Annotated in this window: 20 protein-coding genes; 9 read left to right on the top strand and 11 right to left on the bottom strand. The window is 43.9% G+C overall.

Annotation, left to right across the window (positions count from 1 at the left end; all coding sequences use genetic code 11):
* Positions 1-24: 24 nt before the first annotated feature.
* From ZOBGAL_RS07290 to ZOBGAL_RS07265, 6 genes are all read right to left on the bottom strand, one after another.
* A complete protein-coding gene (locus ZOBGAL_RS07290) occupies positions 25-453 on the bottom strand; it encodes an OsmC family protein (RefSeq protein WP_013992897.1) in 429 nt (142 codons plus the stop codon).
* A gap of 184 nt (positions 454-637) precedes the next feature.
* On the bottom strand, positions 638-1,216 hold the full coding sequence (locus ZOBGAL_RS07285; RefSeq protein WP_013992896.1) for a uracil-DNA glycosylase family protein: 579 nt from the start codon (positions 1,214-1,216) through the stop codon (positions 638-640).
* Positions 1,217-1,221: 5 nt separating this feature from the next.
* On the bottom strand, positions 1,222-1,566 hold the full coding sequence (locus ZOBGAL_RS07280; protein WP_013992895.1) for a HopJ type III effector protein: 345 nt from the start codon (positions 1,564-1,566) through the stop codon (positions 1,222-1,224).
* Between the two features lie 5 nt (positions 1,567-1,571).
* Positions 1,572-2,243, bottom strand: a complete 672-nt coding sequence (gene rsmI, locus ZOBGAL_RS07275) for a 16S rRNA (cytidine(1402)-2'-O)-methyltransferase (RefSeq protein WP_013992894.1) — start codon at positions 2,241-2,243, stop codon at positions 1,572-1,574.
* A 5-nt stretch (positions 2,244-2,248) separates the two neighbouring features.
* Positions 2,249-2,605, bottom strand: a complete 357-nt coding sequence (locus tag ZOBGAL_RS07270) for a DoxX family protein (protein WP_013992893.1) — start codon at positions 2,603-2,605, stop codon at positions 2,249-2,251.
* A gap of 117 nt (positions 2,606-2,722) precedes the next feature.
* Positions 2,723-3,433, bottom strand: coding sequence for a hypothetical protein (locus ZOBGAL_RS07265; protein WP_013992892.1), 711 nt, complete (start codon positions 3,431-3,433; stop codon positions 2,723-2,725).
* Positions 3,434-3,604: 171 nt separating this feature from the next.
* On the opposite strand from ZOBGAL_RS07265, the gene ZOBGAL_RS07260 reads away from it, so the two are divergent.
* The 7 genes from ZOBGAL_RS07260 to arfB all read left to right on the top strand — a co-directional run bounded on the left by ZOBGAL_RS07260 (position 3,605) and on the right by arfB (position 10,741).
* Positions 3,605-4,258 (top strand): thymidine kinase, encoded by a 654-nt coding sequence (locus ZOBGAL_RS07260; protein WP_013992891.1) that lies wholly within the window; start codon positions 3,605-3,607, stop codon positions 4,256-4,258.
* Positions 4,242-5,348 carry an alanine racemase gene (gene alr / locus ZOBGAL_RS07255; protein ID WP_046287806.1) on the top strand — a complete coding sequence of 369 codons (1,107 nt, stop codon included), beginning with the start codon at positions 4,242-4,244 and terminating at the stop codon, positions 5,346-5,348. Before ZOBGAL_RS07260 ends, alr begins: the two co-directional genes overlap by 17 nt.
* A gap of 83 nt (positions 5,349-5,431) precedes the next feature.
* Positions 5,432-5,836 carry a large conductance mechanosensitive channel protein MscL gene (gene mscL / locus ZOBGAL_RS07250; protein ID WP_013992889.1) on the top strand — a complete coding sequence of 135 codons (405 nt, stop codon included), beginning with the start codon at positions 5,432-5,434 and terminating at the stop codon, positions 5,834-5,836.
* 206 nt (positions 5,837-6,042) lie between these two features.
* On the top strand, positions 6,043-7,032 hold the full coding sequence (locus tag ZOBGAL_RS07245; protein WP_013992888.1) for an aspartate-semialdehyde dehydrogenase: 990 nt from the start codon (positions 6,043-6,045) through the stop codon (positions 7,030-7,032).
* A gap of 98 nt (positions 7,033-7,130) precedes the next feature.
* Positions 7,131-9,281 carry a prolyl oligopeptidase family serine peptidase gene (locus ZOBGAL_RS07240; protein WP_013992887.1) on the top strand — a complete coding sequence of 717 codons (2,151 nt, stop codon included), beginning with the start codon at positions 7,131-7,133 and terminating at the stop codon, positions 9,279-9,281.
* A 71-nt stretch (positions 9,282-9,352) separates the two neighbouring features.
* A complete protein-coding gene (locus tag ZOBGAL_RS07235) occupies positions 9,353-10,333 on the top strand; it encodes an ABC transporter ATP-binding protein (protein WP_013992886.1) in 981 nt (326 codons plus the stop codon).
* A 3-nt stretch (positions 10,334-10,336) separates the two neighbouring features.
* Positions 10,337-10,741, top strand: a complete 405-nt coding sequence (gene arfB / locus ZOBGAL_RS07230; protein WP_013992885.1) for an alternative ribosome rescue aminoacyl-tRNA hydrolase ArfB — start codon at positions 10,337-10,339, stop codon at positions 10,739-10,741.
* Positions 10,742-10,804: 63 nt separating this feature from the next.
* Here the strand turns inward: arfB and ZOBGAL_RS07225 are convergent, their stop codons facing one another.
* The 3 genes from ZOBGAL_RS07225 to dinB all read right to left on the bottom strand — a co-directional run bounded on the left by ZOBGAL_RS07225 (position 10,805) and on the right by dinB (position 15,508).
* Positions 10,805-13,279, bottom strand: coding sequence for a TonB-dependent receptor domain-containing protein (locus ZOBGAL_RS07225; RefSeq protein ID WP_013992884.1), 2,475 nt, complete (start codon positions 13,277-13,279; stop codon positions 10,805-10,807).
* A 75-nt stretch (positions 13,280-13,354) separates the two neighbouring features.
* Positions 13,355-14,176 (bottom strand): AraC family transcriptional regulator, encoded by an 822-nt coding sequence (locus ZOBGAL_RS07220; RefSeq protein WP_013992883.1) that lies wholly within the window; start codon positions 14,174-14,176, stop codon positions 13,355-13,357.
* Between the two features lie 231 nt (positions 14,177-14,407).
* Entirely contained in the window at positions 14,408-15,508 is a 1,101-nt protein-coding gene (gene dinB, locus ZOBGAL_RS07215; RefSeq protein WP_013992882.1) for a DNA polymerase IV, read from the bottom strand.
* Positions 15,509-15,536: 28 nt separating this feature from the next.
* Between dinB and ZOBGAL_RS07210 the strand changes: the two genes are divergently transcribed.
* Together ZOBGAL_RS07210 and ZOBGAL_RS07205 are read left to right on the top strand one after the other, a co-directional pair.
* Positions 15,537-16,211 carry an NAD(P)H-binding protein gene (locus ZOBGAL_RS07210; protein ID WP_013992881.1) on the top strand — a complete coding sequence of 225 codons (675 nt, stop codon included), beginning with the start codon at positions 15,537-15,539 and terminating at the stop codon, positions 16,209-16,211.
* The gene (locus tag ZOBGAL_RS07205; protein WP_013992880.1) at positions 16,204-16,671 is read left to right on the top strand and encodes a CYTH domain-containing protein; all 468 of its coding nucleotides are present in this window, start codon (positions 16,204-16,206) and stop codon (positions 16,669-16,671) included. The genes ZOBGAL_RS07210 and ZOBGAL_RS07205 overlap by 8 nt, the downstream gene beginning before the upstream one ends.
* A 2-nt stretch (positions 16,672-16,673) precedes the next feature.
* Here the strand turns inward: ZOBGAL_RS07205 and ZOBGAL_RS07200 are convergent, their stop codons facing one another.
* Both ZOBGAL_RS07200 and ZOBGAL_RS07195 read right to left on the bottom strand, forming a co-directional pair.
* Positions 16,674-17,282, bottom strand: coding sequence for a TetR/AcrR family transcriptional regulator (locus ZOBGAL_RS07200; protein ID WP_013992879.1), 609 nt, complete (start codon positions 17,280-17,282; stop codon positions 16,674-16,676).
* Between the two features lie 13 nt (positions 17,283-17,295).
* Complete coding sequence (locus ZOBGAL_RS07195) at positions 17,296-18,699, bottom strand: TolC family protein (RefSeq protein WP_013992878.1); 1,404 nt, start codon at positions 18,697-18,699, stop codon at positions 17,296-17,298.
* Positions 18,700-18,702 lie beyond the last annotated feature (3 nt).

The following is an 18,702-nucleotide window of genomic DNA, read 5'->3' as shown; positions in this document are numbered from 1 at the left end:
GAGCTTAAATCTTGAACTTAAAACTTAATCCTTATGAAAAAAAGTCTTGATTTCCAATTTAGCAAATTGACGGAACATTTCCATAACGCCACAGTATTTCTCGACGGAGAGGTCTACCGCTCTTTGTAATTTTTTCTCGTCAAGGTTTTTTCCGTGGAAGTGGTATTCGATGGTAACGGCGTCGTAGAATTTTGGGTGCTCATCGGTAAGGTTGGCGATGGTCTCTATTTGAAAATCATCGACCTCCAACTTCATTTTTTTGATAAGCGAAGCTACGTCAAGTCCTGAACAACCGGCCAAACCAGATAGCATCAGGGCTTTTGGGCGTAGCCCTTTTCCTTCTCCGCCATCATCGGGGCTTGCATCTATAGTTAAGTTTAGACCTGATGGGTTAGTGCTTTCAAATTGCATGTTGCCCAGCCATTTGGTAGTGATATGATTTGTAGTAGCCATAATTTTTATGTTTTTTGTAAATATCAAAAATACGATTAATTGATAGATTTTAAGGGTCTATCACGGCTTGACTTTTTAAGGGAAGTCAAAACACATCAGTCGTTTCTGCCCTAAGAAAATAACGCGGAAGTAAAGATTTTGGGAAGAAGTATAAATTAGGAAGGTATTAGGCAAGTCTTTAGGTTTAAGTGTTACTCAAAACCACCTGAACCCTTTTCTGTAATTCTTTCACCACTTCCACCTCAAACCAAGGATTCTTTTTAAGCCAAATGCGGTTGCGGGGCGAAGGGTGGGGAAGTGGAAAATACTTGGGCAAGTAGTTGTGGTAGGCCCTTACCGTTTCCGTTAGGTTTTTTTCCTTTCTCTCCTTTAGGTAGTATCCTTGGGCGTAAATGCCGATAACGATAATCAGTTGTAGGTGGGGCATTTGTTGAAAAAGGGCTTCGTGCCAAAGTGGGGCACATTCGGGTCGCGGAGGTAGGTCGCCCGATTTTCCTTTTCCCGGATAACAAAAACCCATAGGGATCAAGGCAAATTTCTTTTCGTCGTAAAACTCATCGTCCGTAACGTTCAGCCATTTTCGCAATTGCCTGCCGCTGGGGTCGTCCCATGGAATTCCGGTTTCGTGGACCTTGGTTCCGGGGGCTTGGCCGATGATCGCAATTTTTGATTGGCTATGTGCGGCTACAATGGGTCTTGGGCCGAGAGGCAAATGCTTACTGCAAACTTCACACGCACGTATTTCAGAAAGCAGTTTTTGCATTTGGTTTATTTTTTCTTCAAGGGGTCTTGTGAAAAGACCAGGCCTTGAAATCCGGTTTGCATAAAGTTCCTGATGTTCTGGTGTCCAGTTCCCTCGGGGTCGTCAAGCACATCGTTAAAGTAGTAGCTTCCAAAGCAGGCCAAAGTCTCTTCTTTGCTCAGTTGTTGGTCTTTGGCGAAGGCAAAAAGCTTGCATGAGCCTGAATTTTGACCTTCGGCATTCTCTAGGGTGCCATTGGTAAAGGCCGAGGGAGTAAAGTGGTAATGTGCTTCGATCACCGACATGGTTTCTGAAAATTCAATGGCTTCCGGGGTAGATTTTAGTTTCTTTATAAACGTATCAATGGTCATCTGCTTTATTTTTTTCCTGCAACAACAATAACAATTTCGCCTTTTGGCGGTTTTTCGGTAAAATGACGTACCAGTTCTTCCGAGGTCCCCCTTAAGGTCTCTTCGTAGAGCTTGGTGAGCTCACGGGAAACGGAAATTTGTCTATCCTCCCCAAAATATTCGGCAAATTGACCAAGGGTCTTTACCAGTTTGTAGGGCGATTCATAGAAAATAATGGTTCGGGTTTCTTCCGCCAATAATTTCAATCGGGTCTGTCTTCCTTTTTTCGGAGGTAGAAATCCTTCGAAAACAAATTTATCGTTCGGTAGGCCGCTATTGACCAGTGCGGGAACAAAGGCGGTAGCCCCGGGCAGGCATTCTACCTCTATGTTTTTTTCAACACAGGCGCGGGTCAGTAAAAAACCGGGGTCAGATATGGCCGGAGTTCCCGCGTCGGAAATTAGGGCAATGGTCTCACCGGTCTGTAAACGCTTGACAATGGTGTCTACGGTCTTGTGCTCATTGTGCATATGGTGACTTTGCATGGGGGTGGCAATTTCAAAGTGCTGTAGCAGCTTTCCGCTTGTTCGTGTGTCTTCTGCCAGAATACAGTCCACTTCCTTCAGAATGCGAATGGCACGCAAGGTCATATCCTCAAGATTACCGATAGGTGTCGGCACCAAATATAATTTTCCCATAGAATTTAAGGTCGTAACTCTCTGCCCATAAAATATGCGCTCAATGTGGCTATAAGCCCGATAAAGGCGAAAAGATAATTATGGCCGTCGGTTATATAATGTGCAAAGAACGCCAAAAGCGTATCAAAAAAGAAACCGGCATAGGCCCATTCTTTAAGCCAAGGCGAGAAATTGCCCCATATGGCTATAAGGCCTAATATTTTAGCGATGGCCAAAGGGTAAATAAGATAGGTGGGATAGTTTAGGTGTTCAAAAAAGCCGGATATCATTTCGTACTGAGTGAAATATTTATATACCGAAAACAGCATTATTCCAGTCAAAACCAAAAGGGCTGACCAGTAAATTGATTGTTGTGTTTTCATGGCGCGGCAATTTTCACCCTAAAATAGATATTTAGGTTGAAAACAGGACTGGTTTTGCCTCAAAAAACGACGTACTGCCCTAAAGAACCCAATGTTTCACCTGTGTCCCGGACAAAATCAAGAAAATTTCCGTTCAATGAACTGCATGAAGCGCTGGGCGTATTCTTCTTTTCCGACCCAGTTGTTGTAATCCGGTTTTACCATGTTTTCTATAAACGATAAGGAACGTTCTTCACTGTCAATGGTGTTCAATTGCGATAAAACACGATTGTAATCTTCCGTACTACCATTAAAAAGATGCTTTACAAAGGCGAGCCTATTGTTTAGGTCGATCTTAAGTTCTTTGGTAGATAGTTTGTCGTTTAAGGACTTGGTGTGCACCTCCTTTTTAGGGGAAGACCCATTGTGGACGGGAACGGCGGGGGTTTGTGGTTCAAAAAGCTCCTTGTCGTTCTTCATATAATCGGGTTTTGACAAGAACTCCTCTAAAACCTCGTCTACGCGCTCTTCATGGTTGGGCATCTCCGATACAATGTCCTTAATGGTATCCATGCCAGGGATGATGATGTCTTCCTCATGTGGGTTGCTCTCGGGTACCGAGGCATTTTCGTTCAGCACGGCATTGGCCATTTTTTCGAATTTCTGTGCAATGACGTTTTTCGATACGTCTATTTCAATATCGTTCAACTTCTCTTCGATGTATTTCAGAACGGCAAGCTTTTCATACAGACCTTTTGCGGCATCGTACATTTTACTAAGGTCCATATCGCGGGACGTAATGATTTCCGTAGATAATTTTCTCAGTTCTTCCTTTAATTTTTTCTTCATCGGTCAATTTTTTTTATTCTCCCGAGTTCGGGTAAAAAAGGTATCTCTATCTTTGTAAAACTATAGTTTAGGACTTAACACGGGGATTTTTTATGGAGTAAAAGAACAACTCGTGATAAGTTCTCTAATAATAAGAACGAAAAGCCCTGTATTTTCGTCTAAAATTACAAAATGTTTCTCGAAAATACTGTTAATCATAAAGAACAATTCGGTTGGATAGAGGTTATCTGCGGATCGATGTTCTCAGGAAAGACCGAAGAACTTATACGTAGGCTAAAACGTGCCCAATTTGCCAAGCAAAAGGTGGAAATCTTTAAGCCTACCGTAGATAATCGCTACGATGAAAGTATGGTGGTGAGCCACGATGCGAACGAAATTAGGTCGACACCGGTACCGGCTGCGGCAAACATTCGCATCTTGGGCGATACTTGCGATGTTATCGGTATAGATGAGGCCCAATTTTTCGATGATGAAATTGTTACGGTCTGTAACGATTTGGCCAATAAGGGGGTGCGTGTCGTAGTGGCCGGACTGGATATGGATTTTAAGGGAAACCCCTTTGGACCTATGCCCGCCCTTATGGCCACGGCAGAATATGTGACCAAGGTGCACGCCATATGCACCCGAACCGGAAATTTGGCAAATTACAGTTATCGAAAATCAAGTAACGATAATCTGGTACTTCTGGGCGAAACCGAAGAATATGAACCCCTAAGCAGGGCGGCATACTACAAGGCAAGGTTGAAGGAAAAGGTAAAGCACCTTAACGTAGATAGCGAAGAAGTGTCTTCAAGCAACAAAGATGCAGATGACAAAAATGGGTGAAACGGTGTTGGAGATCGATCTTTCGGCGCTAGAACACAATTATAGGTTTTTAAGGTCGCGATTGAAGGATACGACCAAATTTTTAGGCGTTGTAAAAGCCTTTGCCTACGGAAGCGATTCGGTGGCCATCGCCAAAAAACTTGAAAGTCTGGGTGCCGATTATCTTGCGGTGGCCTATGTAAAGGAGGGAATCGTTTTAAGGGAGGCGGGCATACGGCTTCCGATATTGGTGCTACACCCATTACCGGTGAGTTTTGATAGACTCTTGGCCTATGAGCTTGAGCCCAACATCTATTCGGTAAAAATACTGGCCGATTTTCTACAGTTTGCCCAAAAACAAGGGTTAAAGCGGTATCCCATACATGTAAAATTCAATACAGGACTGAACAGATTGGGCTTTTCCGAAGCCCAGGTCGATGAATTGGCCCATGTCTTGGAGGGGCGAGATGAGGTAGAGGTAGTTTCGGTATTATCGCATTTAGCGGCCTCCGAAGATTTGAACGAGCGGGAGTTTACCGAACAGCAGATCGCTTCGTTTGAGCGTATTGCCCATGCACTTTTACCGAGGTTGAAAAGAAGGCCTGTACTGCATTTGTTGAATACTTCCGGCATAATCAATTATGATAGGGCACAGTATGACATGGTCCGTAGTGGAATCGGACTTTACGGTTTCGGGAACGAGGCCAGTATAGACAGGCAACTTAAGCCCGTAGCTACGCTAAAGACGGTTATTTCGCAAATCCATACGATTGAAAAGGGTCAAAGTATCGGTTACAATAGGGCGTATAAGGCTGATGAGAACGTGGTTACGGCCACTTTGCCCATTGGGCATGCCGATGGTATAGGAAGGCAATATGGCAATGGAAAGGCCTATGTAACGATCAATGGGCATAAAGCTCCCATTATCGGCAATGTCTGTATGGATATGATTATGGTAGATGTAAGTGGAATCGATTGCCAAGAAGGTGATGAGGTGGTGGTATTTGGGGAACGGCCTACGGCAGAGGAATTTGCCATGGGGGCCAAGACAATTTCCTATGAAATACTTACGGGCATTTCGCAGCGTGTGGAAAGAAAAATTAAAAATTAGCCTTCAGAATTTACAAGTGGTTCTTTTTTTGTTAATTTGCATACTGTAAAACACTAATATATAACCATTAAAAACATTCAATCATGTTAAAGGAGTTCAAGAATTTTATTATGACCGGCAATGTCATCGAGTTTGCCGTTGCCGTTATAATGGCAGGAGCCGTTGGCCTTGTGGTAAACGGGTTTGTCAATGATATCATAATGCCTATTGTAGGTGAGTTTGCGGGAGGTGTTGATTTCGCCAACCTGAAATACATCCTTACACCAACTTCAGGAGTTGAAGGGGAAGCAGGCTTCGTACCTGAAAATGCAATCCGTTACGGTGCATGGATCAACACTATCGTTAACTTGTTGATCGTAGGTTTCGTTATGTTCCTTATCGTTAAGGCCTATAACAAAATGAAAGCTCCGGCTCCAGCACCGGCACCATCAGGTCCTTCTCAAGAAGATCTTTTGATAGAAATCAGGGATTTGCTTAAAAAACAATAAGATAAAGGTCGCCTTTTAAGGCAGACTACCGCTGCACTGCAGTTTCATCTTAAAACCGTCACGGAAGCTTCGCAACTTCTTTGACGGTTCTTTTTTTATTTCAATGTTAAATTTGTAACATTTTGTTAAATAATGATTACACCCGTTTAAAAGGCTTGTCAGGTCAATAGGCTTGCACTACATTTGTGCTTCTAAATTAATTAAAGATGAAAGTAGCCGTTGTAGGTGCCACCGGTATGGTAGGCGAGGTGATGCTCAAAGTGTTGAGCGAACGTAATTTTCCCATTACGGAATTGCTATTGGTCGCTTCTGAGCGTTCGGTAGGAAAGAAACTCTCTTATAAAGATAAAGAATATGCTATTATAGGCTTGGCCGATGCAGTAGCGGCAAAACCTGATATTGCTATCTTTTCCGCTGGAGGTGATACTTCATTGGAATGGGCGCCCAAGTTTGCCGAAGTGGGTACTACGGTTGTAGATAACTCCTCTGCTTGGCGAATGGACCCTACCAAAAAATTGGTGGTTCCTGAAATCAATGCCAACGAGCTGACCAAAGAAGATAAGATCATTGCCAACCCTAACTGCTCAACCATTCAATTGGTAATGGCCTTGGCCCCCTTGCATAAGAAATACAAGATGAAACGCGTCGTTATCTCTACATACCAGTCGGTATCGGGGACAGGCGTAAAGGCGGTACGTCAGTTAGAGAACGAAATGGCCGGTGTACAGGGCGAAATGGCCTATCCTTACCCTATCAACCGAAATGCCTTGCCACATTGTGATGTTTTCTTGGAAAACGGATATACTAAGGAAGAAATGAAATTGGCGCGTGAGCCACAAAAAATATTGGATGACCGAAGTTTTTCAATAAGTGCTACCGCAGTGCGCATACCTACGGCCGGAGGTCACTCCGAATCGGTAAACGTTGAGTTTGAAAACGATTTCGACTTGAATGATGTGAGAAGGTTGTTGAACGATACGCCAGGCGTTACCGTACAGGATAATCCTGATACCAACACCTATCCGATGCCCATCTACGCCCATGATAAAGATGAGGTTTTTGTAGGGCGTCTTCGTAGGGACGAGTCGCAACGAAATACTTTGAATATGTGGATCGTTGCCGATAACCTTCGAAAAGGTGCGGCTACCAATGCGGTTCAAATCGCTGAATACCTGGTGAAAAACCAATTGGTATAAAAATTATATACTTTCTAAATTTTTAGTTAAAACCTATGCTGTGCAATGCCAGCATAGGTTTTTTTATGGTACTTTTAGCGAATTTCAATCGTCAAAGCATGAAGAAATATCTTTTACTTTTAGCATGGGCAGCTGCTATTATGGCCTGTAAATCATTACCAAATAAAGAGCATATTACCGTGAATTACCCAAAGACCCATACATCAGAAACCGTTGATACCTATTTTGGAACTTCCGTAGCGGATCCCTACCGTTGGCTCGAAGATGATATGAGCGAAGAAACCGGAGCTTGGGTCAAGGCCCAAAACGAAGTGACTTTCGGCTATTTGGAAAAAATTCCCTTTCGGAATGCCCTAAAGGAAAGACTGGAAAAGCTATGGAATTACGAAAAGCTGGGGTCTCCGTTCAAGGAAGGGGACTATACCTATTTCTATAAGAATAACGGCTTGCAGAACCAATACGTGCTGTATCGAAAAAAAGAAGATGGGCAAGAGGAAGTTTTCTTGGACCCCAATACTTTTTCAGAAGATGGAACGACCTCTCTTGCGGGATTAAGTTTTACTAAAGACGGTTCCCTAGCGGCCTATCTGATTTCAGAAGGCGGTAGTGATTGGCGTAAGGCCATTGTCATCGACACCGAAAGCAAGCAGGTTGTAGAAGACACCCTTACCGATATCAAGTTTAGCGGAATTTCCTGGAAAGGAAATGAGGGTTTCTATTATTCGAGCTACGATAAACCCGAGGGGAGCGAGCTTTCGGCCAAGACCGACCAACATAAGGTCTACTATCATAAAATGGGAACTTCCCAAAAAGAAGATCAATTGGTATATGGGGGAGTAGCGGCTGAGAAACATAGGTATATTGGTGCTTCGGTAACAGAAGATGAACGTTACCTTGTGATTACGGCTTCGGTATCGACCTCTGGTAACAAGTTGTTCATTAAAGACCTTTCAAAGCCTGAAAGTGGTCTGGTTACGATTGTTGGGGATACCGATTCCGATAACTATATTATTGAGAATGAAGGCTCAAAACTTTATATCGTTACCAATAGGAAGGCCCCGAACAAAAAAATCGTCACCGTTGATGCTGAAAATCCCGGTGAAGGGAATTGGGTAGATTTTATTCCTGAAACGGAGAATGTACTTACTGCCGGTACGGGCGGAGGCTACTTCTTTGCCGAGTATATGGTTGATGCCATCAGTAAAGTATTTCAATACGATTATGACGGTAGGTTGATCCGTGAGGTGAAGCTTCCGGGGGTGGGGAGTGCTTCCGGTTTTGGGGGCAAGAAGGAAAATAAGGAGTTTTATTTTTCCTTTACGAACTATATCATTCCGGGCTCATCCTACAAATACAATGTAGAAACGGGCGAGTATACCTCGTATTGGAAGCCTGATATCGACTTCGATTCCGACGTCTATGAGTCCAATCAGGTGTTTTTTACTTCGAAGGATGGTACAAAGGTACCCATGATCATAACCCATAAAAAGGGATTACAACGCAACGGAAAAAATCCGACCATCTTATATGGTTACGGTGGCTTTAATATCAGTCTAACCCCTGCTTTCAGTATCGCCAATGCCGTTTGGCTGGAGCAGGGCGGGATATATGCCGTGCCCAATTTAAGGGGAGGTGGCGAGTATGGTAAAAAATGGCACGATGCCGGTACTAAAATGCAAAAGCAGAATGTATTTGATGATTTTATTGCTGCTGGGGAATACCTGATCGAGAACGACTATACTTCTTCAGAATACCTTGCCATTCGTGGTGGTAGTAACGGGGGACTGCTTGTTGGGGCTACCATGACCCAAAGACCCGACTTGATGAAGGTGGCCTTGCCGGCCGTAGGGGTCTTGGATATGTTACGCTATCACACCTTTACCGCTGGTGCGGGATGGGCCTATGATTACGGTACGTCGGAGGAGAGTAAAGAGATGTTCGAATACTTAAAGGGCTATTCGCCCGTTCATAACGTGAAGGAAGGGGTGGCCTATCCGGCTACCTTGGTGACTACCGGTGATCACGATGATCGTGTGGTACCGGCCCACAGTTTTAAGTTTGCCGCGGAACTGCAGGCCAAACAAGCTGGAGATAACCCTACCTTGATCCGAATCGAGACCAATGCCGGCCATGGTGCGGGAACACCGGTAAGCAAGACCATTGAACAGTATGCCGATATTTTCGCCTTTACCCTATACAATATGGGATTCGAGAGACTTCCGATGGACGCCGGAAAAGACGTAAAATAGCTAGGAACCAACAAAAATACAGAATAGATTTTTTTTGACTGAAGGTCGTTGAGACAATTGAAGATGAAGATATGTTACAAGTAGATCATGTTTCTTTTAGCTATGTAGACGATATTCCCGTTTTGGAGAATATCAACCTTAAGGTGGCCAAAGGAGAGCATGTATCCATTATTGGTGAAAGTGGCTGCGGAAAGAGTACGCTTTTAAAAATTATTTACGGACTGTTGGATGTTAAAGTAGGCGAAGTCTACTGGAACGATACCCAAGTTTTAGGCCCCCTCCATAACCTGGTGCCGGGCGAACCGTATATGAAGTACCTTTCTCAAGATTTTGACTTAATGCCCTTTACCACGGTAGAGGAAAATATTAGTCAATTTTTGTCGGTTTTTGAGCCTGAGGAGCTTGAAGAACGTACCCTTGAGCTGTTGGAGATGATCGAGATGACCAAATTTGCCAAAACCAAGGTGAAGTTGTTAAGTCGTGGACAACAACAACGTGTCGCCTTGGCCCGTGTGTTGGCGCAAGAGCCCAAGGTTCTCCTTTTAGACGAGCCCTTTAGTAATATCGATAACTTTAGAAAGAACAGTTTAAGACGCAACCTTTTCGGTTACCTAAAGCGGCAAAAAATAACCGTAATCACGGCTACACATGATCATATGGACATGCTTCCGTTTGCCGATAGGGTAGTCGTACTCAAAGATAGGTTCATTGTGGCTAAGGATAGCCCTAAGAACTTATACGAGCATCCTAAAGACCTTTATGTGGCCTCCTTGTTCGGCGAGGCCAATAAAATTCCTATAAACATTGTAAAATCGTATGCCGATACCAAAAGGCGGATAATTGTATATGCACACGAATTTAAGGTTTCCGGAAAATCGGGTTTGGAGTGTGTGGTAAAGGGAGCCTATTATATGGGAGGGCATTATATGATCGTGGGTATCTATGAAGGTGAAGACATCTATTTTCATCATGATAGGCCCCTAGAGGTCGGCAAGGTAATTTTTTTAAATCTTTCGTTGGAAACGATCAACCAACGTATGGCCGATTCTTAAATTATGAACAAGGCCCAACTGATACAAGAGTTAAATTTCAAGGCCGTTCGCAGCAGTGGTGCCGGAGGGCAACATGTAAACAAGGTGTCGACAAAAATAGACCTTAGCTTTTCGCTTGAAGATTCTAATGGACTTACTACTACCGAGAAAGAGCGCATCTATAGAAAAATAGGACATAGGCTTACCAAAGATGGCGTTTTGCAAATGCAATGCGACGAAACCCGAAGTCAGCACAGAAATAAGGAACTGGCCATTGCCCGTTTTTTGACCCTTATGGAAGAGGCCTTAAAGGTCAAAAAGAAACGTCGCAAAACAAAGCCGTCTCGATCTTCCATTGAGAAGCGGTTAAAGCACAAAAAGAAGAACGCCCAAAAAAAGACAAATAGAGGAAAGCCCCAAATCGACTAAAAATCATTGGGGCTTTCTTGTTTGGGGTTGAAAACCCGATTCGTACTAAACATCAACTAATCGTTAGAATTCTTGCTTACCGAATTCACTATCAATGAATTTCGATTTATTCTTGTTTTTATTGAAATTATACGATAGGTTCAACAATACCATATCAACTTCATATACATAGTTCGTGGTCGTATAGAACTCACCTTCTCGGTAGGTCGTAATACGTTGTTCGTTCGTGTCCAATAGGCCCATATCTATATTTTGCCATTGTAATGTAGCCGTTAGACGGTCGTTGAGAAACGACTTTTTAAAGGTCAGGTTGGGCGAATAGAAACGCGAATCTTCCCCTTGTGCCGTAATCCGTTCCGATAGATAGTTAAAGGTGAATTGTAGGGAAGTGGTTTCGGTAAAGTCGTAGGTGCTATTCGCATTTATCGAGTAAACAAAAGAACTACTGTCTATGTTCCGACCGTCGTAGGTGCCGTCAATGGAATAATTGTAGAGGTTGGCCCCAATAAAATTCGACCAGTTTTTGGTGGGTTTTAGCTGTGCGCCTAATTCCAATCCTAATGATTTGGCCTTGCCTACATTAGAGTAGATTCGGTTTAGAATCGTATCGTTGTAGATGGTGTTTACCCTATTCACCAGATTTTTGGTGTCGCGGTAATAGGCCGTTGCAAAAATCGAATTTCCACCGTCGAAGTTTTTACTTATACCTACTTCCAACAAGTCTATAAATTCGGGTTTTAGGGTGGGATCTCCTTGCTCTAAGGTTTCAGAGTGCTCACGTTCCGGAAATGGATTCATCTTAAAAGTAGTCGTGCGTTCAACCCTTTTGCTGTAGGCGGCCTTCAATTTTGTGTTGTTTTCAAAAGTGTATTGAACCGAAGCGGACGGAAACGGTTTTACATAGTCGTAAGCATAGGTCGTATCGATAAGGCCTTGCTTGTCACGAAGGTCAAGTTCGCGGTCCATAGCTTCAATCCGTACGCCTGCGGCATATTCCCATTTATCTTTTGCTCCCGTCAATTGTGCGTAACCCGAATGGATGCTTCTTTGAAGGTCTACTTCACTTGAAAACTCGGGAACAAGTTCAAATGTCCCACCGGTAGTATCATCTTTTCTTTCGTAAACGAAATCACCCGTATGATCGAGGTTCCGGTATTGGTAGCCTGTTTCGAGCTGTCCTATGGCAAAGGGTTTCCAGGCATAATCCAACGATAGGCGAATACCGTTCAATGGGTTGTCGTTGGTGTTGTACTCTTGCTGGTATATGATATTTCTGTCGGGCTCGCCCAAGTTGTCGCTTTCCGTAGGACCGCCCAACAAGGTGTATTCGTATAAGAAGGAGGTCGATAGTTTTGAAGTGTTGTCGAAAATGTGGGAATAGTCAAAGCTTCCCAATACAAAATCACTTTTTCGGGTCCTGAGGTTGTGGTTATAATACTGAAAGGTATAAAGTCGTTCCCCTCCTACCGCGGGGCTTATACCGTGGTTGTCGTAATACACAATATCGGCTAGACGGTCTTTTTTTCTTTTCCCCCCGTAAAAACCCAATGAATACGCATTTTTATCGTCTGGGGCATAGTCTACGGTAAACCTTCCACTGTAGTTGATTTCGTCAAAACTGCGCTCTCCACTGGAAGGAAACTGCGTAAGGGTGTTGTTTATAATGGTGAAAACATCGCCTTCACGTCTTCCGCCCAGGTCGTTACGTTGGTAGTTGGCCCCCATCGAGATGTTCCAATCCCCTTTGCGAATGTTGTAGGTGGCATCGGCCCCGTAGCGCTGGTGCGCCTTATCGTTTCCGTAAGTTTCAATGGAGGGAAGTCCCCCTTTTAGGTTTATTTGGGCAAAGCTGCCATCGGCGGCGCCTTTGCGGGTAATAATGTTCAAAATTCCCGCTTTTCCTTCGGGGTCGTATTTGGCCGAGGGTGCCGTAATCACTTCCACCCGCTCTATGGCATTGGCCGGAAGCTGGTTCAACAAGGTAGAAGCATTGCCCTGCACCGGGTTGCCGTTGAGCAATACCACAAAACCCGTACTTCCGCGAACACTGATTTCGCCCTGTCCGTCAACACTTACCGAAGGTATGTTCTTGACCACGTCGGTAGCACTGCCCCCAAGGCTGTTCTGAAATTTTTTGGTGTCAAAAACCTGTCGGTCTATTTTATTGATCATCGTGGCCCGTTCGCCCTTTACCACCACCTCTTCCAGTTGGGTTCCGCCCATGGTCAGGGCTATGGTGCCGAGGTCGGCTCCCTTCCTGTTTTCCACTACAATATCTTTGATGGTCTTGGTTTCGAAGCCGATAAAGGAAGCTTCAAGGTAGTAGGTGCCGTTTTTAACCTCGTCGATGGTGAAGACCCCATCGAGGTTGGTGATTACCCCTGTGACCAGTTCGCCGCTCTCTTGGTCGAAGAGGGCCGCAGTGGCATATTCCAATGGGTAGTCATTATCCCCGTCCGTTATTTTTCCTGTAATTTGTGCCGATACCGATAGCGGGGCAAGGGCGATTAGCATCAGTAAAAAATGATAAAACTTCATATTCAATAGGTTTGGTAATAATTAGGTGTCGAAATTACCCTTAAGCCCTATTGAATTCTGGTCTGTTTGAAAAATTTAAGGTACGATCGCTACTTTTTTGTACTGTAGCGGGGTTTGGCCGTCATGGCGCTTAAAATATTTGACAAAATGCGAAACATCGGAAAAGTCGAAGTTGTACGCAATTTCGGTAACGGAGAGGTCGGTATAGAGGAGTAAACGCTTGGCCTCTTTTATAATGTGCTCGGCAATTACCGCCGAGGCCGTTTTTTCGTGTTTTTTTCTACACCAGGCGTTAAGGTTCTGCGCCGTGGTATTCAATTGTGAGGCATAATATGCCACATCGTTTTTTAATTTGTTTTCAAGCAATTCGGAAAAACGTTCGTCCAAATCATTGGTAGATAGATCCTCATCAATTTGTACATAGTTCAGAATTTTAGAAAAAAGGGCCTTAAGTACCCCTTCTACCAGAACATCCCTGCTGGAACAATTTTCCTTTATTTCTTTTGAGGCGATTTCAAAGAGCGACTGAATGCTCGAATCATAGGCAGGGTTGATGACCCTTTTGTTTCCTAGCTGCCTTAGTTGTAGGTTGATGTGCTTATCCAAGGTCTTTTCCATAAAACCTTCCTTGATAATGATGACGAAACCTTCGGGCAGGGTATCGATTTCCCAATGGTGCACTTCATCCTTCTTAATTATAAAAATTATGGGGGGTTCAATGGCGTAGCCGGTTTCATCCATGTAGTGTACACCGCTGCCTTTACTGAAATAGACCAGCTCCATATATTTATTATGGCGGTGCGGTTTGGTATATCGCTTGTTGACGTCGAAGGGCTCGATCTTGATATCTTCCAAGGCCGAAATCTTTGAATAGGTATTTATTTTTGTTCGTGTCAAGCGGTAGATTTTTTAGCAATCGAAATTTGGGAATCAAGGACTGTAACTAAGGAGCCCGAGATTTTTGTAATCGTTAAAATGTGAGTTGTAAAGGTAGTGGATCAAAATGCAATCCAATAGTTGAAATGCCGCCGAATACCCAAAGATTCTAATACAAAACGTTTAAAATATAGGTCTTTTGGTTATTTGTTTGAAATTCCGTCAGTTTTGAAGTGAAATGCGCTTCAATTGCTAGAACTCGAACTTCAGTTGAACTGAAATGGATTCCTTGTCCGTTGTTTTTTCTTTTTTCTCCGTATTGAGGTTGGCGAGGGAAATACCGAGCAGGCGTACCGAGTTCTGTAGCTTTTCTTGATACAAAAGTTCCTTGGCCGTTTCCAATATAAGGCTCTTGGAGGATATATAATAAGCAAGGGTCTTGCTTCTGGTATTAAGGGTAAAATCGCTGTATTTGATTTTAAGTGTGACCGTTTTACCGGCAATATTGGCTTTTTTCAAGCGTTTTTCAAGCTCTTCGGCAATATGGTCTAGCCGTTCGAGCATAAATATTTCGCTACTCAGGTTTTCGTTGAAGGTACGTTCGGCTCCTACGGACTTTGGAATACGGTGTGGTTTTACGGGACTGGTATGAATACCGCGGACCACGTTGTAATAGTAGCTTCCGTTTTTTCCGAAATTCCCTTCCAGAAATTCAAGCGTTTTTAGTTTTAGGTCTTTACCGGTAAAGATGCCCAGTTTGTACATTTTTTCGGCAGTGACCTTTCCCACACCGTAAAATTTCCGGATTTCAAGCTCTTCCAGAAACAGCGATACCTCTTCGGGGTTTACGGTTTTTTGTCCGTTGGGTTTGTTGATGTCGCTGGCGACCTTCGCAATGAATTTATTGATGGAAATACCTGCGGAGGCGTTCAGGCCGATAGTGTCGTAGATTTTTTGCCTAATTTCCTTGGCGATCAATGAAGCGGAGGGATTTCCCTTCTTGTTTACGGTAACATCGAGATAGGCTTCGTCCAATGACAGGGGTTCTACCAAATCGGTATACTCGTAGAATATGTTTCTGATTTGATGCGAGATTTCCTTATAACGCTCAAAACGGGGTTTAACAAAAATAAGTCCGGGACAATTACGCTGTGCCAAAACGCTGCTCATGGCACTACGAACCCCGTATTTTCTAGCTTCGTAGCTGGCCGCGGCAACAACGCCCCTTTTTGAGCTTCCGCCAACGGCAATGGGCTTTCCACGTAAGTCAGGATTGTCCAGTTGCTCTACGGAGGCATAAAAGGCATCCATATCCACATGAATAATCTTTCGTAATGGAAAATCGTTTGGCATACAGCAAAATTAGGTTATATTTAGTTGGATGGAAACACAAAGAAAGACAGCAATAATACTTGGGGCCACAGGTCTTACCGGAGGCATTTTGTTACGGCTTTTGTTGGAGGACGACCGGTACGGGAAAGTTAAGTTGTTCTCTCGTTCCAGCACAGGGCTCTCCCATCAAAAAATAGAGGAGCATTTGGGCGATTTGATGCAATTGGAACAATTTGAAGCCGACTTTACGGGTGATGAGGTGTTCTGTTGTATCGGTACCACAAAGTCAAAAACACCGAATAAGGAAGCCTATAGAAAAATCGATTATGGCATTCCCGTAGCGGCCGCCAAGCTTTCTGCCAAAAACGGCATTTCAAGTTTTTTGGTAATGTCCTCTATGGGGGCAAATGCCAAGAGTAACGTTTTCTACAGCCGTCTAAAGGGCGAAATGGAGGAAGCAGTACTTGGTGAAAATATAGAGAACACCTACCTCTTTCGACCTTCGTTGATCGGGGGGAAACGCGAGGAAAAACGAATCGGCGAGTTGTTGTTCAAACAATTGATGAAAGTTGTGAACCTTGTTTTGGCGGGTCCGCTTGAAAAATACCGCTCCATTAAGCCCGAAACCATAGCGAAGGCTATGATACGTGTGGCCAATGGAGCGTATACGACACCTATAATAGAATCCGATAAGATTAAAAAAATAGCTGGGGAGAGTGATTGAAATTGAACGTAAATTTTTGGTCACGTCAAGGGCGTACCAAGGACAGGCCACATTGAAGGAACGAATTGTTCAGGGGTTTTTGAACACGCATCCCGAGCGTACCGTAAGAGTGAGGATCAAGGCCGATTCGGCATTTTTGACCGTAAAGGGAAAATCGAACGAGGCCGGAACTATGCGATTTGAATGGGAAAAGGAAATTCCCGTGCCGGATGCCGAACGGTTATTGTCGATCTGTGAACCAGGGGTTATCGATAAGGTGCGCTACAATGTTCCCGTGGGGCAACATATTTTTGAGGTAGACGAATTTTATGGTGATAATAAGGGCTTGGTCGTGGCCGAAATAGAATTGGCCTCTGAAGACGAGGACTTTGAAAAACCCGAATGGTTAGGGCAAGAGGTGACAGGTGAGGTTAAATACTACAATTCGCAACTGGGTAAAAACCCCTATACATCTTGGTAGGCTTACAATAGAAAGATCGAGTCGTTTTTGTTGAGGTATTCCTTTGTGGCAATACCTCTTAGGTTGTTGATTATGATGTGGTCCAAGAGCTCTTCGGGCGTAAATTGTTCGTAGAAATTCTTGTTTTCGGCATGCACGATGTATTCCATGCGATTGTAATAAAGTTCATAGGTCAGGTCTATATCGACGTCTTTTCTGATTTGTCCTTTCCCCTGTCCGTTTAAAAGTAGATCTTTCACCAGAACGGAAACGTCGTTTTCACGAAAATCGTTGAACAAACGGTACACATTGGGGTAGTACTTTTTTAAACTTCTTAAAAAGGTGGGACTGAAAGATTTAAAGGTATCCAACCCTATCCTATAAATGGCTATTACAGCTCGGATAGGGTCGGATTTTTCCTTTTCTACACATTCGTTTATTTGATACCTTAATTTGTTCAAAAGGGCTACCAAACTTTCTTGAATGATTTCTTCCTTGCCCTTAAAGTTCTCGTATATCGTTTTTTTAGAGATACCGAGTTCATGGGCCAGGTCATCCAAGGTAAAACGCTTGCTTCCAAATTTTGTAAACTTGGAAAGGGCAAATTCTAAAAAGCGGTCCTTATTGAACATGGGTCAATACATTTTAGTGCCATCCACCACCTAGGGAACGGTATAGCTCTACTGTTGCGGATAATTGGGCCAACTTGTTGCTGACCAAGTTAAGTTCCGCGTTCAGGGAGTTTTCCCTTGCGGTCAACAGGTCCAAATAGGTCAGGTATCCACTGTTCAACAATTCTTCTGAATTGCTTTCCGCACGTTTGAGGGCCACTACCTGTTTGGTAACATAGGCTTCTTTTTCAACGGCAGTGTTATAATCGTATAGCGCATCCGACACTTCTTTACCTGCGGTAAGCAGGGTCTTTTTAAAGTTAAGAAGGGCTTGTTCTTGCTGGGCCTTTGCCACTTCGTAGGCGGTTCTGACTTTTCGGCCGTTCAAAATGGGCTGTGTAAGGCCACCAATAAGGTTGGCGAAAATAGAACTGCTGTCGATCCAATTATCGATTTCCAGACTTTGAAAGCCTCCTTGCGCCGATAAGGTAATGGAAGGATAGAAGTTGCTTCTGGCCACATTCGTCAGCTCAAAACTATTTACCAAACCGAATTCGGACTGCATAATATCGGGTCGGTTGCGCAACAACAAGGCGGGTACCCCAAGTTGCATATCGCTGGTCAGTTCTTGGTCGTCCAATGAACTGCGGTCATAGGTTTGTGGTTGTTCTCCCAAAAGAATGCTCAAGGCCGTCTCGGTCTTAAAAAGCGAGTTTTTAAGATCCAACAGTTGGCTTTGGGCGCTGTACAATTGTGCGGCCGTTTGATCCACACCCACTTGGTTCGCCTGCCCTGCCTCTTTAAGGGCGGTAATGGTCTCCAAGCTTCTCATACGGTTTTCAATGGTCTCCACGGTTACGGCAACTTGCTTGTCTAAGGCCAACAATTGGTAATACGTGGTGGCAATTTGCGACACCAGACTGGTTTTAACGGCTTGGTGGGCCGCTACGGTCTGTAGGTAGCTGGCATCGCTTGCCCGTTTGGTGCTTCTTATCTTTCCCCAGATATCGGCTTCCCAAGATAGGGTTCCCGAGGCCTCGAATTGATTATAGGGTTGGGAAAAAATACTTCCGAACTGACCGTTTTCACTGGTTCTTGCCGTTCTTGTCGCGCTTGCGGCACCGTTAATGGTGGGTAGGTAACCTGCCTTCCCTTGTTTTACATAAGCTTCGGCTGCCGAAATGTTTTCCAGCGCAATACGAATGTCAAGGTTGTTCGCTAAACCTCGTTCGATATAGGTCTTTAAATACGAATCCGTAAAAAGGTCCTTATATGATATCGAAGCAAATGACACGCTGTCTTGTGGCAGCTGGTCGGTGCGATATAGGTTTTCGGTCTCGACGGCCGGCCGCTCATAGTTTTTTGCCACAAAACAGGATTGTAGCAAGAGCGGAAGCATGGCTACCAATAAGAATTTATTTATTGCAAATTTCTTCATGAT

Origin of the sequence: Zobellia galactanivorans, from assembly GCF_000973105.1 — a bacterium.
Classification (GTDB): domain Bacteria; phylum Bacteroidota; class Bacteroidia; order Flavobacteriales; family Flavobacteriaceae; genus Zobellia; species Zobellia galactanivorans.
This window is presented reverse-complemented; position numbering and strand designations above follow the sequence as displayed.

What these genes read in the sequence shown, in the direction of transcription:
- ZOBGAL_RS07290 (WP_013992897.1), bottom strand. Translation starts at nt 453, where the DNA reads ATGGCTACTACAAATCATATCACTACCAAATGGCTGGGCAACATGCAA.
- ZOBGAL_RS07285 (WP_013992896.1), bottom strand. Translation starts at nt 1,216, where the DNA reads ATGCAAAAACTGCTTTCTGAAATACGTGCGTGTGAAGTTTGCAGTAAG.
- ZOBGAL_RS07280 (WP_013992895.1), bottom strand. Translation starts at nt 1,566, where the DNA reads ATGACCATTGATACGTTTATAAAGAAACTAAAATCTACCCCGGAAGCC.
- rsmI (WP_013992894.1), bottom strand. Translation starts at nt 2,243, where the DNA reads ATGGGAAAATTATATTTGGTGCCGACACCTATCGGTAATCTTGAGGAT.
- ZOBGAL_RS07270 (WP_013992893.1), bottom strand. Translation starts at nt 2,605, where the DNA reads ATGAAAACACAACAATCAATTTACTGGTCAGCCCTTTTGGTTTTGACT.
- ZOBGAL_RS07265 (WP_013992892.1), bottom strand. Translation starts at nt 3,433, where the DNA reads ATGAAGAAAAAATTAAAGGAAGAACTGAGAAAATTATCTACGGAAATC.
- ZOBGAL_RS07260 (WP_013992891.1), top strand. Translation starts at nt 3,605, where the DNA reads ATGTTTCTCGAAAATACTGTTAATCATAAAGAACAATTCGGTTGGATA.
- alr (WP_046287806.1), top strand. Translation starts at nt 4,242, where the DNA reads ATGACAAAAATGGGTGAAACGGTGTTGGAGATCGATCTTTCGGCGCTA.
- mscL (WP_013992889.1), top strand. Translation starts at nt 5,432, where the DNA reads ATGTTAAAGGAGTTCAAGAATTTTATTATGACCGGCAATGTCATCGAG.
- ZOBGAL_RS07245 (WP_013992888.1), top strand. Translation starts at nt 6,043, where the DNA reads ATGAAAGTAGCCGTTGTAGGTGCCACCGGTATGGTAGGCGAGGTGATG.
- ZOBGAL_RS07240 (WP_013992887.1), top strand. Translation starts at nt 7,131, where the DNA reads ATGAAGAAATATCTTTTACTTTTAGCATGGGCAGCTGCTATTATGGCC.
- ZOBGAL_RS07235 (WP_013992886.1), top strand. Translation starts at nt 9,353, where the DNA reads ATGTTACAAGTAGATCATGTTTCTTTTAGCTATGTAGACGATATTCCC.
- arfB (WP_013992885.1), top strand. Translation starts at nt 10,337, where the DNA reads ATGAACAAGGCCCAACTGATACAAGAGTTAAATTTCAAGGCCGTTCGC.
- ZOBGAL_RS07225 (WP_013992884.1), bottom strand. Translation starts at nt 13,279, where the DNA reads ATGAAGTTTTATCATTTTTTACTGATGCTAATCGCCCTTGCCCCGCTA.
- dinB (WP_013992882.1), bottom strand. Translation starts at nt 15,508, where the DNA reads ATGCCAAACGATTTTCCATTACGAAAGATTATTCATGTGGATATGGAT.
- ZOBGAL_RS07210 (WP_013992881.1), top strand. Translation starts at nt 15,537, where the DNA reads ATGGAAACACAAAGAAAGACAGCAATAATACTTGGGGCCACAGGTCTT.
- ZOBGAL_RS07200 (WP_013992879.1), bottom strand. Translation starts at nt 17,282, where the DNA reads ATGTTCAATAAGGACCGCTTTTTAGAATTTGCCCTTTCCAAGTTTACA.
- ZOBGAL_RS07195 (WP_013992878.1), bottom strand. Translation starts at nt 18,699, where the DNA reads ATGAAGAAATTTGCAATAAATAAATTCTTATTGGTAGCCATGCTTCCG.